Genomic DNA, 14,150 nt, shown 5'->3' on the forward strand with positions numbered 1-14,150 from the left:
ACATCACCCGCCCGAGCGACCCCAACAACGATCAACGAGAACGTCGAAAGTCGAGGAGTCATATCCGCCCGATTTTCGGCGAGTACTACGGCAACCCCCGGTGGCCTGGCGTCCGAGTCGTCCCCCCTCCCGGGTGTGATCGACCAACCATCTCAGCGCGTTGAGGATCGCACGTGACCGCCGTTGCTGAAGCACGTCGCCGTCCGGCCCATCAACGACCACGAACTGGAACGTGACCGCGAGTGCTTGGTCCTTCCGGCGGGGTTCGCTGCCAACCTCGCGGGCGTTGCCCCGCGACTCGTCGCTGTGCTCGACGCTCATGGACTCCACGGTGCTCCGCCACGCTCAGCATCACAGTCCCCCGATGGTAGGACGGTTCGGTTCCAATGAGCGCCCCTCAGCACAAAGAACGAACCATGGAGACGCGTGCGCCTACCCGGCCTCCTGCGGCTACCCCGACGATGGCAAGTCACGCGACCGGAGCGCGCGGCGTGTTCGCGAAGGCGGCGTAGCGGTCGAGGGCGGGGACAGCATCGTCGTACGTGGTCGCCTCGGTGACGGGGCGCGGGCATTCGAGACGCTGTGCCCAGGGTGTGGGCGACGGTTGAACCTTAGCAGCGCCGTTGTTCCAGGTTGTCAGGCCGGTGTGGCGCAGGTCATAGACATGCCTGTCCAGCGGCGTTTTCTGCTCCTGCTCGCTCAGCACCTCCGCGCGGGCCTTCTTCCATCGTGGATCTTCCTGCTGTCGGTTCCACTGCTTGCCGACCTCCGGCGTTGCCGTGTGGAAAAAGCAGCTTTCTCTCGACATGGACAGTGAATACATCGTCGGTCACGGCTGCGAGGTGAGGCTGCGCCCGATGATGAGCCGCATGATCTCGTTGGTCCCTTCAAGGATCTGGTGGACCCTCAAATCCCGGACGATCTTCTCCAGGCCGTAGTCGGACAGGTAGCCGTAGCCCCCGTGCAGCTGCAGCGCCTGGTTGGCGACCGAGAAGCCCGCGTCGGTGCAGTAGCGCTTGGCCATGGCGCACAGGTCGACCGCGTTCGCGGCGCCCTCGTCCAGTGCGGCAGCGGCGCGCTGGAGGAGCGCCTGTGCCGCCTCAAGCTCTGTCGCCATGTCGGCCAGTTGGAACTGGATCGTAGGCTGGTCCATCAGCCGGCGGCCGAAGGCCGCGCGGTCCCGCAGATAGCGGACGGTGCGCTCGAACGCGCTGCGTGCGCCGCCCAGCGAGCAGGCGGCGATGCTGAGGCGTCCGCCGTTGAGAGCGTTCATCGCGATGCGGAAACCGGTGCCTTCGGCACCGAGGCGGTTGCGCACGGGAACCCGCACGCCGTCCAGGATGACCTGGCGGGTGGGCTGTGCTCTCCACCCCATCTTGCGTTCCTCGGGGCCGAAGGAGAGCCCCTCCATGTCCTTCTCCACGACGAAGGCGGAGATGCCTCGAGGGCCTGGCTCCCCGGTCCTGGCCATGACCAGGTACACCTGGGAGGAGCCCGCGCCGGAAATGAACTGCTTGGTGCCGGTGAGCACGTACGCATCGCCGTCGCGGACCGCCCGGGTGCGAATAGCGGCGGCGTCCGAGCCAGCGCCAGGCTCTGTCAGGCAGTAGCTGGCGAGATCGTCCGTGCGGCAGAGCCTGCCGACCCAGCGATCGCGCTGCGCCTGGTCGCCTTCGGTGTCGATCACCGTCGCGACCATGTTGTGGATGGACAGATAGGCGGCGATCGAAGGGCATCCTCCGGCCAGTGCCTCGAACACCAGGATCGCGTCGGCCCGGGAGAGCCCGGACCCGCCGGACTCCTCGGAGACGGTGACGCCGGCCATGCCCAGGTCGGCCGCCTTGCGCAGGATGTCGACCGGAAAGTGCCGGTCGAGGTCCCAGTCCACGGCATTCGGCGTGAGGTACTCCGCAGCGAAGTCCAGCACCGTTCTATAGATGACTTCCTGATCGTCTGTCATGGAGAACACGGCGATCACCTCCCCGAGCCTGCGATGGTGGACAAAATGCCCTCTGCCTCGCCCTGGTCGAGTCCGAGGTCGTCGAGCAGGACCTGCAGCGGACCCGTGTCCCTGCCGGGGCCAGGAGAGCGGCGACCGGCTCCAACGAGCTCTTCCGGGGTCACCCGCAGCTCCCCTTCGGCGGCGACCGCCACCCATGGCGCGAGATCCGGCGCGCCGAAGGCCCTGAGGCCGGCAGCCAGCGCCTCCCGGAAGAAGTCACGCTCGCCCGGAGCCAGTCCGCGGTAGAGCTCGACCGTCAGCTCACGGAAGATAACGGCGTGTCCGCTCTCGTCACGGCGGTGCATGTCGACCGTGATCCTGTTCATGGGCTGAATGCCGGAGTCCGATGACAGGCCGGAGAGGAAGGCGTTGATGGTGGTCTCGGCCGCGAGGGCGAAGGCGACGTCGGACAGGTCGCGGCGCAGGCCGGTGAGCCCGGCGAGGTACTCCTCGCGTCGGGTCACCACGGACCAGTCACACGGGTCGAAGTGGAGCGAACCGAGGTCGCGGCGGCGCCGGGTCACGCCCACCGCGTTGTGGCACATCAGGATGTGGTAGTGCTCGTCGATTATGGTCTGGTGTATTGCCGAGACGGCTGCCTCGTCATGCCGTACCGGCACCCGCTCATCCAGCATCAGCCGGCAGGCGGGGAGGATGATCTCGTTCTCGATAGCCGTAGTCTTCATGTTGTAGGCGATCCAGGACGCCGACAGAATCCTCTGCCTGGCATCCACGTCGGCCTCGGCGAAGGCGTCGATATCACGGAAGGGCACCAGGCGCTCCGGAAAGTCGGGGCGATCCGGGTCGAAGTGACCGTCGAGGTCGAGTTCGTCCTTCTTGACGGCAACGCGCTTTCCCCACCGGCGCGACAGCTGGACCAGGAGATCTCGTTCGAAGGCGGGCTTCCCTGGGGTGCTGCTGTTCTCGGGCATGGTTTCCTTCGTCATCAGTACAGGGGCGACGAGCAGAAGAGGTCCAGCTGCGCCCTCCAAAAGGGCGCCTTGACGGCTTCGCCCGCCGTCATCGCCTTACCGACCCAGCCCGCTACCGGGCGGATGCCGTGCAGGGCGTTCACCGCCCAAACCTCCAGGCCGTCCAACTGCCGCAGCTCGGGCGCGGGCGACTCCAGCACCGTCCTGATGCCGGCGCGGGCCGCCTCGTCCAGCAGGATCCGCCGGGTGACCCCGGGCAGGATCGATGGGGTCAGCACCGGAGCGCACAGGACATCACCTCGCCACCACAGGAGGCTGGTTGTCGTCCCCTCCAGGACCCTGCCCTGGTCGTCCAGGAGCAGCGCCTCGTCCGCTCCGGCGGCGACCGCCTCGGCTCGCAGCGTTGCCAGTAGGTCCAGGTCCGGTCCCTTGCGCGTGGGGTGGAGCCTCCGGTCGGGGCGGGGGCTGGCCCACATCCGCAGGGCTGAGCCGGGTTCCGGGGCCGGCCGCAGCCACAGGCGCAGGCTGAACGAGCCCTGTGCGGGCTCCACCAGCTCGACCCGGGGGAACCAGCGGCCCTGCTCGGGTATGGCGGCGACCGCGGCTTCGAAGAAGCGGGCCGCGTCGAACCGGGCTGGGCCCGGTCCATCGACAACCGCGCGCAGGAACCGTTCGGCGTGCCACTCGATCCTGCGGACGCGGCCGGCATCGGCGAGCCAGGAGTCGGCGACCCGGAGGGGCGCGGCGGCCGACTCATGCTCAGGGAGCGGCTCGAGCTGCTTGTCCTGTGACGACCAGCGCAGACGCTCGGCGATCACGTGGTCGGACTCCAGGCGCGCAGTGGCGCGGCGGCCTTCAACAGCATCTCCTGGTACTCCTCTTCGCGGTCGGAGTCCAGGACGATCGCGCCGCCGGCCCCGATGCTGAGCCGGTCACCATGCCGGACCGCGGTCCGGATGACGATATTGAGGTCCGCGCCGCCGGAGAGCCCGAAGTAACCGAGCGAACCCGAGTAGATGCCGCGGGCCTCGGTCTCCAGGCGGTCGATGATCTCCATCGTCCGCTTCTTGGGCGCTCCCGTCATCGATCCGCCGGGGAAGCAGTGGCGGACCGCGGCGACCGGGGTGCATCTGGGGTTCAACCTGCCGCGGATGGTGGAGACGAGCTGGTGGACAGTGGCGTAGGACTCCACGGCCATGAACCGATCCACCGTCACCGTGCCGATCTCGCACACCTGACCCAGGTCGTTGCGCAGGAGGTCGACAATCATCAGGTTCTCGGCCCGCGTCTTGTCGTTGGAGGACAGCTCGGCCGCGAGCGCGGCATCACGCTCAGGATCGCTGTCCCGGGGCGCGGTGCCCTTGATCGGCTTGCTCTCCGCCCAACCGTCGCGGCCGATGCGCAGAAACCGCTCGGGCGAGGAGCAGAAGACCGCGGTTGGCCCGTTGCGGAACAGTGCCGCGTACGGCGCCGGGTTCACCTGGCGCAGACGTAGGTAGAAGGCGAGGTCATCGTCGTCGAACGGCAGATGTGCCTTGTTGGTGAGGCATATCTCGTAGCTTTCGCCGCGGATCAGCTGCCGCTGGCATTCGTCGACGCTCTCCCGGTATCCGGCCGCGTCGCGCACGAAATAGGGCTCGGCGCTGTGCGCCAGCGGCTGCACGCCGTTGGCTGCCGTCCGCTGCCGCGCCGACTCCTCCTGGACGGTCAGCAACTGGGTGGTGAGCGTCCCAAGCCACTCCTTGGCGTGGAGTGCGCTGTCCTCGTCGTCTTGGTGCACGGCTAGGACGTAGGTCTTGCTCTCTTGGTGGTCGACCGCTATCAGCCGGTCAGCGAAGGTCCACATCGCGTCGGCGGTCTCCGCCTGGTGGGCCTGCTGCGCACCGCAGTCGGCCTTGATCTCGTATCCGAGGTACCCGACGTAGCCCCCGGTGAAGTCGAAAGGCAGATCCGGTGCGTCGACACGGCGCTCGGCCAGGCGGCGGTCCAGCACCTCGAAGATGTCGCCGCTCTCCACCCGCACACCGCCGGTGTCGCGGACCGTGACGACCTTCGAGCCGGCTTGGTAGGTGAGGGTCTCGCTGAGGGGCCCGTCGGCGTTCCCCATGAAGGAGAAGCGGGAGAGCCCCTCCTCAACCCGGCTGCTGTCGAGCCAGAAAGAGGTGGACGAAGAGGCGAAGAGCTGGCTGAAGGCGGCGTCGGTGGGTACCGCGAACGGCAGGACGGCGGTCTCCAGGTAGTACGCCGATTGTTCCTCGTCGTTCGATAGCGGCGGACGGGGGTCACGTGCGCGTGCTGATGTCGACAAGACCGACGCGGCGTTGGTTCCGGCCTCGCGGGTGAGGTCGCGGAAGTTGGCAAGGAGCAGGCGGCCGTGCTCGGATGCGATCGACTCGGGGTGGAACTGAACTCCCCACCGAGCGAGTTCGCGGTGGCGCAGGCCCATGATCACGCCGTCCTCTGCCCAGGCCGTGGCCTCGAGCTCCGGGGGGAGTGGTTCCTCAGCGCACAGGGAGTGGTATCGCACCGCGGTGAACTCCTGTGGGACTCCCGCGAAGAGCTCTCTGCCGTCGTGCGTGATCCGCGACAAGTAGCCGTGCCGGGCCTGCGGCGCGAGTCCGACCCGCGCCCCCGCCAGGTGCGCTATGGCCTGATGGCCAAGGCACACCCCCAGGATGGGAAGATGCGTGCGGGCCAGGACGTCGGCGACGTGGCCGAGGTCCTCCCGCTTCTGCGGGCGGCCCGGCCCCGCAGAGATGACGATGTTGTCGAAGCCGCCGAAGTAGGACGAGGTGAGCAGAGCGTCGTTGTTCTTGACCACGACCGGTTCAAGCCCGTTCACCTCCGCGATCAGCTGGAAGAGGTTGAACGTATAGGAGTCGTGGTTGTCTATCAGCAGGGTCCGCATTGCAATTCCCCCTCGTGTATTGGAAGCCGATCTATCTGAGGCGCACCACGACACGCACGGCCGCAAGTTCCGCTCCTTCTTGCGACGTCACCGACATTGCGATCACCACCTGGTTTCCCGCGAGTTTCTCGGTGACAGACCCCGAGACGTGGAATCGGGCCCCGACGTCGTCGTCCGGCAGCAGCACCGGTGCCAGAAACCGGGCCTGTTGCTCCACAACAGCCGCGGGATCGCCCGTCCATTCGTTGACGACCGTGAGCGCCTTTGCCTCGGTCAGCGGGCCGTGCGCAACGACATGCGGCATACCGACGCTCCGAGCCACCCGCTCGTTCCAATGGACGCCGACAAAATCGAGCCCAGCCCCGCAGTACCGGATCTCGTCGACCAGCCGGATCTGGAAATCACGCCCGGGAATGGCGGTGCCGACTTCAACCTCCGCATAGGAGGGCGCAGCTGACGTTGTCGTCACGCCGCCACCCCCGCCGCTGTCCCGCGCGAGATCATCTTGTCGTTGATCGTGGTGACTGGTTCACCGGATTCTGCCTCGATGCGGTGCTCCATGTGCAGCAGTTCGTGGCGGCCGATATCACGGATCTCCTTGACCGTGGTCCTGAACCAGAGCCGGTCGCCTACGTAGATCGGGCGGTGGTGCAGGACCCGCTGATCCCCAAGAAGGCACACCGGCTTCTTCGCCTTGCCCAGCGCGGGATCGGTCAGCGGCCAGGTCCCCATGCGGAACCACAGGGTGGTGGCGAAGGTCGGCGGCGCGTACGGGGCGGGATGCCCGAGATCCGCGGCGGCCTCCTCGTCGAGGTAAGCGGGATGCGTCTCGCCGATGGCCACCGCATATTCACGGATCTTTTCTCGGCCGACCTCGTAGACATGGTCAGCCTTCCATGAACGGCCGATGAATTCTCGATTGAATGGCATTCTCGTATTTTCCTTTTCCTCTTTGTGGCCGAACAGCATCCGGTAGCAGTGCGTCGTTACACACTTGCAGCAGGAAAGGAGTGACTCAAGCGCGGCGTGTCACGCAGGCAGGCGCAATGAATGGCAGGAGTTTGGACAGGCTGGACGCGACGTGACCATATCGACCAAAAATCCAGCCGGAGCTCCTGCATGGAACCCCCGTGTAGATCCCCCCGTGTAGATCCCCCGTGAACATCTGGCGCGGTAATCATGATTCCGTGCGGCCTCATCGAAACCTGGGACGGGAGAACCCGTCAAGGGTGTGTGGCTCAGGTCACACATCCTCGACGGGTCGACGTCGCGGCGTCACCAAGCCCCGTCCTGAAGGGAGTTGCAGCCCAACAGCAAACTTAAGGGAGGGTCAGGCGCCCTTGGTCGCTGGAAGGATGTCCGAAAGCTGGGCAGCCAGCCGCGGCAGCTTGCGGGTGGTCGCGTCGTCCGCCGACAGCGCGGTGAAGAGCTTGGTACTGGGCGCGTCCACCACGGCGAGCTTCACGTAGTCCACGGTGAGCAGACCCAGCCGAGGGTGCATGAATTGTCGCCGAGCGGCCCTGAAGTCGCGGATGTCATGACCGTCCCACCAGGTGCGGAATTCGGCGCTCGCCTCGCGCAGAGCCGCGGTTAGATGGTCGAAGCGCGGGTCTCCGATGTTGCGTTCGGCGTCGGCACGGTACTGCGCAAGCAGGCTCCGCGCCTGCGCTGGCCAGTCAACCAGCAACTCTCGCATGTGAGGCTCGGTGAAGACCAGCCAGATGATGTTGCGCTCATCCTCGTCGCGTGCCGAGGGGTCGCCGATCAAACCCGCTTCGGACCGGTTCCAGGCCAGAAGGTCCCACGCAGCATTCAGAATGTAGGCCGGGTTGGGGTCGAGCGCGTCCACCAAGCGCTGCAGGGTAGGGCCGACGCCGACGGGCAGATCCGTCTCGGTCGACGGCTGTTCGCCACCGAGCCACAGCAGGTGCCGGCGCTCGGCCTGGTCCAGCTTCAACGTGTTGGCAAGGCTCTCCAGCACCTGACGGCTGACGGTGATGTCCCGAGCCTGCTCAAGCCACGTGTACCAGGTCATGCTGACCCCGGAGAGCTGCGCCACTTCCTCTCGCCTCAGCCCTGGAGCCCTGCGCCGGGGCCCGGCGATGATGCCGACGTCGGCCGGGGTCAACCTGTTCCGGCGCGAGCGGAGGAACTGTGCAAGCGCGCGGCGACGGTCCTCGTGCGCCATGTCCTTCCTCCGCGTCTCTCCAACGCTCAGGGTGGTGGTCAGGACACCAGCATAATCCCTGTCTGTTCCCCAACGAGGGACTGGGCGAAACTCGGCCCATGACTCAGACTCAGCCCCCAGACTCTCCTGCCCGCGCCCTTGACAACGCGCGGTCAGCATCCTCTGGAGCGGGTGAGCCGACATCACCGTGGCGCGCACTGTCCGTTGTACTGATCGGCGCCTTCATGGCGATCCTGGACACGTTCATCGTGCTGGTGGCGGCCCCCGCGATCCAGTCAGGCCTGCATGCCAGCGATGCCGACATCCAGCTGATCATGGCGGGCTACCAGCTCACCTATGCCGTGGCCCTCATCACCGGCGCCCGCCTTGGCGACCTCTTCGGCCGCCGACGGCTGTTCGCGATTGGGATGGGGCTGTTCACGCTCTCCTCCGTGGCCTGCGCCGCAGCACCCAACGCCGACATGCTGATCGCGGCGCGCCTGGTGCAGGGCCTGAGCGCGGCAGCGATGTTCCCGCAGGTGTTCGCGATGATCCAAGTCCTGGTCCCCGCGCAGCAGCGACCCAAAGCCTTCTCCGCCCTCGGGGCCGTGATCGGCTCTTCCACCATCATCGGTCAGCTCCTGGGCGGTGCGCTGATCCAAGCGAACCTCTTCGGCTCCTCCTGGCGCCCGGTGTTCTGGGTCAACGTCCCGATCGGGCTGGTCACGCTGCTCCTGGTCGCGCGCTGGGTTCCGGAGTCCCGAGCTGCTGAGGCCCGGGGACTCGACCTTCGCGGCGCCTCCGTGCTGACCGTCGCCCTCGCCATGCTGGTCGTCCCCCTGATCGAGGGGCGGCAGGCGGGTTGGCCGCTGTGGACCTGGCTGAGCCTGGCAGGCAGTCTCCTGCTCTTCGTGGTCTTCGCCGCGGTGGAGCGTGGTGTTGACGGACGGGGCGGCTCTCCGTTGCTGCAGTTGCGCCTGCTGAAGCAGCGCCCGTTCGCGGTGGGCATGACGTTGGTCATCATTGCCTACGCCGGCATCAACTCCTTCTTCCTCGTACTTTCGTTGACGCTCCAGGACGGGCTCGGTCAGAGCGCGCTCGGGGCGGGCCTGGTCTACACGCCGCTGGCGCTTGCCTTCTTCGCCGCCAGCATCTCCGCCGGCCGGCTGGCCCGGCACGGCCGGACGGTACTCCAGGTCGGCGCCCTGGCGGGCGGCGTCGGCTACGTCGTCACGATCTGCATCGCGCTACTTGCCGGCCACTCGCTGAGCGCATGGGCTCTCACCCCCGGGCTGCTGCTGATCGGCGCCGGCAACGGCCTGCTGGTCACCCCGCTGCTGAACGCCGTCCTCTCCCAGATCGGCCCGGGCGAGGTCGGCATGGCATCAGGGGTGCTGTCCACCGGGCAGCAGGTAGGTGGGGCACTCGGCGTGGCCGCGATCGGAGTCATTTACTACAACTACCTGGGGACCGCAGCTCACCCGTCGGTGGCAGAGTTCGGCCATGCCTTCGCCATGGCCGCGCTCTTCAACGTGACCCTCGCCGTGGCGATCTCCGCCCTGCTGCCGGTACTGCCACGGGCCAAGAAGGCGGCTTCCTGACGCAGGTCGGGCGAGACGCTTCGTCGGCGTTCGGCGGCGCCCCGACCGCGGCATCGGGGCGCCGCGTCACGGGTGGTGGCCCGGCCTCTGCGGGCATCTCTTGACGGGGCATCACGGCAAGGCCGGTCGGGGCCGGTGGCCATCCGCAGCGGCACCTCGCGCACCGCCGATGGAGGACCCCAGCGATACGCGACTCCGTCCGGCATACCGCCCAGACCTCCGCCCCCTTGGTATGTACGTGATCACCGAGACCGATGAGCGCACCACCCGCACCGCCGCCGGGGCCATGTTCAGCCTGGCCGCGCCCAGCCAGGGCAGCGCCGAACTGAGCACCTGGCGAGTCGAATTCGGCGCCAACCACGCCACCCCGGTGCACCCGATCGATCGCGAGCAGGTCTGGATGCCGATCGCCAGTGCCTTCGAGGTGACCGTCGACAACGAGACCGAGACAGTGAAGGCCGGCCAGGCCGTCATCATCCCGGCCGGCGCCACACGTCACCTCAAGGCGCTGGAGGACACCCAGACCCTTGTCGCGATGGTTGCCGGCGGAAGGGCCATGGTTCCGGGCAACGACGAGAAGGTCGCTCTTCCCTGGGCTGAGTGAGCCCCACCACAGACCGCAGCTCGGCCCCCTGGGACCCCCGTCCACGGGGCCGAGCTGCTCCAACGTCCGAGCGAACCGGTGGCATCAACCGGACATGCCGCGACCATCGGCGACGCCCCCGAGGTCACGCAGCCGACAGCGCATCTCACATAACGGGACCCGCCAGCAGGCCGAACCGGCGCAAGCAAGCCGAGACCTGGGCACTCACGGCTTGCTGCCGTGAAGCCAGGTAGAAGTGCCCGCCCGGGTGGACCACCAGCTCGAACGGGCCGGTGGTCTCCAAGGCCCACCGTCGCGACTCACCGACCGGCACCCTGGGGGCAGCGTCACCAGCCATCGCGACGACAGGACAGCTCAACTTCGGCCCCGGGCTATGCCGGTAGTTCTTCACCGCCCGGAAGCTGAAATCTCCGAGGGCGTCCGGATCCTGCGCGTGCAGCGGTGGAAACAGAAACGTCGTCCCGGACATGAAGCACTCCCCCTTCTCCCCGTACGACCCCGAGTGGCTCGCCCATCGGCCCTCCTTGAGGAGGATGGTGCGCGGCATGGCCTGGTGCCCGCAGCGTACTTCGCAGACCACACCACCGAACACCCCCGGGCTGGACGGCTGCCACCTGCAGACCCGACGCGAGCCACACCGTTGGCGTACACCCCAACACCACACGACGCCGCGCCAATGGAATGCATCAGACGAGAACTGGCGTTCGCCTGCCACGGCGACACCGTCATCGTGCACGCGATGGACCGTGATGATCACGCGCAGGTGCCACGCTGCAGGATCAAGCGGCAGGGCGGCCCGCAGGAGCAAGGCCAAGGCGCCGGGCGTTAACCGCTGTACTTCTGCTGCTCAACCCCGCAGTTGGCGCACCGGCCGGATGCCGGCACCCTCGCGCAAGAACTAGGTTGCGTCATCTTATCCATGCGGATAATCTTATCCGCATGGATAACGAACTCTATAGGCGTGTCCGCGCCCTGTTCGCCACCGTGCTCGTCCTCTCCTTCGCCACCCTCGGCATTGCCGCTCTCATCGGCGGCAATGCCACCGTGTGGGTCCGCGGCACCATCGTCGCCGCGATCGCCGCTGTGCTCATCGCACTGGCCAGGCGGGCCTTCCGTGGCAGCCGCGCCGCTTACCTGCGGATGCGGTTGATGTCCACGGCCGCGCCGCTCGCGATTGTGATCATCGTCGCCCTGCCACACGACGGCTTCCCGGTCTGGATGAAGGTCGAGCAGGCCGTCGTCGGCGTCTTGCTGCTGGCGGTCGCGGTCATGGTGGGTCGCAAGGCCGTACGCCAGGCCTACCCCAAGGCCGGTCAGCAGGTCCGATGAGTACGACCACCCGTCAGGCGGCGACCGCAGCCCGCAAGGACCAGATCATCCGCGCTGCAATCGCCTTGCTGGCCGAGCGCGGCTACCAGGCCACCACCTTCGAGGCCATCTGCGACAAGGCCGGACTCAGCAGCAAGCGACTGATCACCTACCACTTCTCCAGCAAGGACGAGTTGTTCGCAGCCGTCGCCGACCAGATCGTCACCGACGCCGAAGCGCACATGCAACCCGCCCTCGGCGCCGCAACCGACGCTCGTGAACTCCTGGCCGCCCTCATCCGGGCGAACGTGGCATTCATTGCAGGCCATCTCGAACAGATGCGAGCGCTCCAGCAGATCATCCTCAACGGCGGCCGCGCCTGGGACCGGCACCACCTCGAATCGCTGAACCGACTGGCCGGCCTGTTCGACAACGGCCAGCGCACCGGCGCTTTCCGGCCCTGCAACTCGCAGATCATGGCGGCGGCGCTGCGAGCGTCGCTCGACAGCACGTACGGACTGCTGTCCGCGGGCCTCGGCACACAACGATGCGCCAGCGAACTGGTCGAGCTCTTCGACCGCGCCACCCGGCCCGCATAAACGCACGCGACCGGCCCCCGCAGATCACCGAGCACAGCCTCGACCGGTGACCGGCTTTGATGCAGATCAGCGCCGCCACGGATGCACTTTCCGGCACCCCGCAGCGTCATTGCGCTATCCCTGCCGTCCCCATAGGTCTTGCAAGGCGCGGTTGAAGGCTGCGGGTTGTTGTGTGTGCGGGTAGTAGCCCGGGACGCGAAGCAGGTGTCCGCCGACAGCGTCGGCCACGGCCTCAGCACAAGCCATCAGCGGCTCGCCCACGTAGGTGCGGTAGAGGTCAGGCGCGTCCTTCCAAGTGCCGCAGATGACCAGGGTCGGCCAGGGAGCGTTCCGTAGGGGCTCCAGTGGTACGTTCGCCTCCCACACCGGGCGTTCGCGCATCGAGGTCGCCACGGCCCGCAGCCGTTGCGGGGTGGGTTCCGGCATGGCCATCTGAAGGCCTTCGGTCGAGGCGCGCAGGTACTGCTCTGGCGTGACCGTGTCCGGCACGGCGGCGGTGCTGTTGTCTACTCGCTCCAGCATGGCCCGTACGACGGGATGGTCTGCGGCCGCCGAGAAGGCCGAGGGTTGGATCAGTGCCAGCGACCGTACCCGTTCGGGCCGTCGTCCTGCGGCGAGCATCGCCGCCCGCTGCGGGTCGTCGAAAACCCGCAGATCGCTGGGGTTGCCATCTGTGACGACGTATTTCCACGAGCACAGGGTGCCGGTGGCGGAGGGATACGGCTGTGCGGCCGCGCTCTGATCGGCGGTGGCGCTGGAGACCGGTGTGGCGGTCGCGTTCCTGGGTGCCGGGTCGGCCGTCCCGGAGCCGAGTAGATAACCGGCGATCAGCCCTACGGCAAGGCCCGCCATGAGGCCGACTGCGGCTCCTGCTCTGTGAGTGGACGGCCGCAGGGCCACTGGGAGCCGTCGTCGCTGCAGGGTGCCGGGAGACGGCGCAGCATCGTGGTTCACGTCCGGGACTGGCCCGGGGTGCCCGTCCATCCGGCTCTTCTCGGCGATCGCCGCTTCCCACAGCCCGCGGAGTGCTGCCGGTTCGCCGCCGAGTGCGGCGCAGAGCTTCTGGACCGTCGGCCAAGTCGGTGTAGCCCGGGCTCGAAAGTACCGCGACAACGTCGAATCGCTGATCGAGACGTCCCGTTCGAGAGCGCGCAGCGTCCTGCCCGACCTGGTGTGCATCGCCCGCAATGCCTGTCCCAGGGCGAGTCGGGCGGACGCACCGGATCGTGCTTCCCCAGGCTGCTTCATCGTCCCCCTGTTGTTGCTTCATCTCGTCCCGGGATGGATGTCCCGGCTGGTCACGGTGGTAGCGGCCGCCAAAAAATCCCGTCAAGCACTACAGGAGTTGTCCACGCCAACCGTACCGGTAAGGCTCGTCGCACAGTCTTCGCCTGACCACGGGGGCGGCGGAGCAAGAGAGATGGAGGGGCAGGGAGATGGACCTGCGAACGAAGAGTGTCGGCATGCTCGCGTCGATGGCGGCGTTGGGTATGGCGATCACGGGGGCGACGCCCGCGACGGCGGCCACCGCCGCCAGCCGACCGGCGGGCCATGCCACGGCCGAATCACCGGCGGAATACGGCAGACAACAAAACCTGAACCACCATAATCCCGGAAGAATCGCTGCTCTTGTCCTTGCCCGGGCCACCCATGCCCGGGCAAGGACAAGAGCAGCACGTGGCTTCCCGCCACGCCGCAGCCGCCAGGGTGCTTCGGATGGTGGCCCTCTGCGCGCTTGTATGGCCTACGCGGCGTACGAGTCCGCCTCGGTGTCTCCCGCTCACGCTAAGAAGGCACATTGGGGCAGGCTGCGGCCTCGACGAGTTGATCTCCCCACCCATATGGAAACGGGAGCGAACATGGGTACCACGAACCACAGTCTTGACGCCGATGTCCTGCACATGCCCCACTGGCGGCTGCCTGCCGACGAGCCGCCAGGCGCTCGCGTGTGACCGCTCAGGCGCACGTCCAGGCGCACGTCCGACGATCGGGATCTGCCGTGACACGGCCTCGCTGAACGCCCGGATAT

Annotated in this window: 14 protein-coding genes and 1 pseudogene; 4 read left to right on the forward strand and 11 right to left on the reverse strand. The window is 67.4% G+C overall.

Translation table 11 applies throughout. The annotated features are described in order from the left end of the window. Window positions 1-469: 469 nt before the first annotated feature. From NGB36_RS19885 to NGB36_RS19920, 8 genes are all read right to left on the reverse strand, one after another. Complete coding sequence (locus NGB36_RS19885; RefSeq protein ID WP_255921697.1) at window positions 470-823, reverse strand: hypothetical protein; 354 nt, start codon at window positions 821-823, stop codon at window positions 470-472. A 6-nt stretch (window positions 824-829) separates the two neighbouring features. Beyond that, window positions 830-1,960, reverse strand: coding sequence for an acyl-CoA dehydrogenase family protein (locus NGB36_RS19890; protein ID WP_255921820.1), 1,131 nt, complete (start codon window positions 1,958-1,960; stop codon window positions 830-832). A gap of 14 nt (window positions 1,961-1,974) precedes the next feature. Beyond that, window positions 1,975-2,949, reverse strand: a complete 975-nt coding sequence (locus tag NGB36_RS19895) for an AurF N-oxygenase family protein (RefSeq protein WP_255921698.1) — start codon at window positions 2,947-2,949, stop codon at window positions 1,975-1,977. After that, complete coding sequence (locus NGB36_RS33470) at window positions 2,949-3,752, reverse strand: aminotransferase class IV (RefSeq protein ID WP_255921699.1); 804 nt, start codon at window positions 3,750-3,752, stop codon at window positions 2,949-2,951. Before NGB36_RS33470 ends, NGB36_RS19895 begins: the two co-directional genes overlap by 1 nt. Beyond that, window positions 3,749-5,842: an aminodeoxychorismate synthase component I gene (gene pabB, locus NGB36_RS19905; RefSeq protein WP_255921700.1), complete on the reverse strand. Its 2,094-nt coding sequence runs from the start codon at window positions 5,840-5,842 to the stop codon at window positions 3,749-3,751. Before pabB ends, NGB36_RS33470 begins: the two co-directional genes overlap by 4 nt. Window positions 5,843-5,873: 31 nt before the next feature. Beyond that, on the reverse strand, window positions 5,874-6,311 hold the full coding sequence (locus NGB36_RS19910) for a MaoC/PaaZ C-terminal domain-containing protein (RefSeq protein WP_255921701.1): 438 nt from the start codon (window positions 6,309-6,311) through the stop codon (window positions 5,874-5,876). Continuing rightward, on the reverse strand, window positions 6,308-6,811 hold the full coding sequence (locus tag NGB36_RS19915) for an FAS1-like dehydratase domain-containing protein (RefSeq protein WP_255921702.1): 504 nt from the start codon (window positions 6,809-6,811) through the stop codon (window positions 6,308-6,310). Before NGB36_RS19915 ends, NGB36_RS19910 begins: the two co-directional genes overlap by 4 nt. Window positions 6,812-7,172: 361 nt before the next feature. Continuing rightward, window positions 7,173-8,030: a helix-turn-helix transcriptional regulator gene (locus NGB36_RS19920; protein ID WP_255921703.1), complete on the reverse strand. Its 858-nt coding sequence runs from the start codon at window positions 8,028-8,030 to the stop codon at window positions 7,173-7,175. Window positions 8,031-8,128: 98 nt separating this feature from the next. Between NGB36_RS19920 and NGB36_RS19925 the strand changes: the two genes are divergently transcribed. Both NGB36_RS19925 and NGB36_RS19930 read left to right on the forward strand, forming a co-directional pair. Continuing rightward, window positions 8,129-9,610: an MFS transporter gene (locus NGB36_RS19925; protein ID WP_255921704.1), complete on the forward strand. Its 1,482-nt coding sequence runs from the start codon at window positions 8,129-8,131 to the stop codon at window positions 9,608-9,610. Window positions 9,611-9,842: 232 nt separating this feature from the next. Continuing rightward, a complete protein-coding gene (locus NGB36_RS19930) occupies window positions 9,843-10,214 on the forward strand; it encodes a cupin domain-containing protein (protein ID WP_255921705.1) in 372 nt (123 codons plus the stop codon). A gap of 145 nt (window positions 10,215-10,359) precedes the next feature. Here the strand turns inward: NGB36_RS19930 and NGB36_RS19935 are convergent, their stop codons facing one another. Next, complete coding sequence (locus tag NGB36_RS19935; protein ID WP_255921706.1) at window positions 10,360-10,683, reverse strand: thioesterase II family protein; 324 nt, start codon at window positions 10,681-10,683, stop codon at window positions 10,360-10,362. A 470-nt stretch (window positions 10,684-11,153) separates the two neighbouring features. Between NGB36_RS19935 and NGB36_RS19940 the strand changes: the two genes are divergently transcribed. Both NGB36_RS19940 and NGB36_RS19945 read left to right on the forward strand, forming a co-directional pair. Further along, on the forward strand, window positions 11,154-11,543 hold the full coding sequence (locus NGB36_RS19940; protein WP_255921707.1) for a hypothetical protein: 390 nt from the start codon (window positions 11,154-11,156) through the stop codon (window positions 11,541-11,543). Beyond that, window positions 11,540-12,121: a TetR/AcrR family transcriptional regulator gene (locus NGB36_RS19945; RefSeq protein WP_255921708.1), complete on the forward strand. Its 582-nt coding sequence runs from the start codon at window positions 11,540-11,542 to the stop codon at window positions 12,119-12,121. Before NGB36_RS19940 ends, NGB36_RS19945 begins: the two co-directional genes overlap by 4 nt. Window positions 12,122-12,235: 114 nt before the next feature. Here NGB36_RS19945 and NGB36_RS19950 read toward each other — a convergent pair whose 3' ends face one another. Together NGB36_RS19950 and NGB36_RS33845 are read right to left on the reverse strand one after the other, a co-directional pair. After that, entirely contained in the window at window positions 12,236-12,973 is a 738-nt protein-coding gene (locus NGB36_RS19950; RefSeq protein ID WP_255921709.1) for an alpha/beta hydrolase, read from the reverse strand. Between the two features lie 186 nt (window positions 12,974-13,159). After that, a pseudogene (locus NGB36_RS33845) lies at window positions 13,160-13,369 on the reverse strand (helix-turn-helix domain-containing protein); the annotation flags it as partial. Window positions 13,370-14,150: the final 781 nt, after the last annotated feature.

Origin of the sequence: Streptomyces humicola (assembly GCF_024436035.1) — a bacterium.
GTDB lineage: Bacteria > Actinomycetota > Actinomycetes > Streptomycetales > Streptomycetaceae > Streptantibioticus_B > Streptantibioticus_B humicola.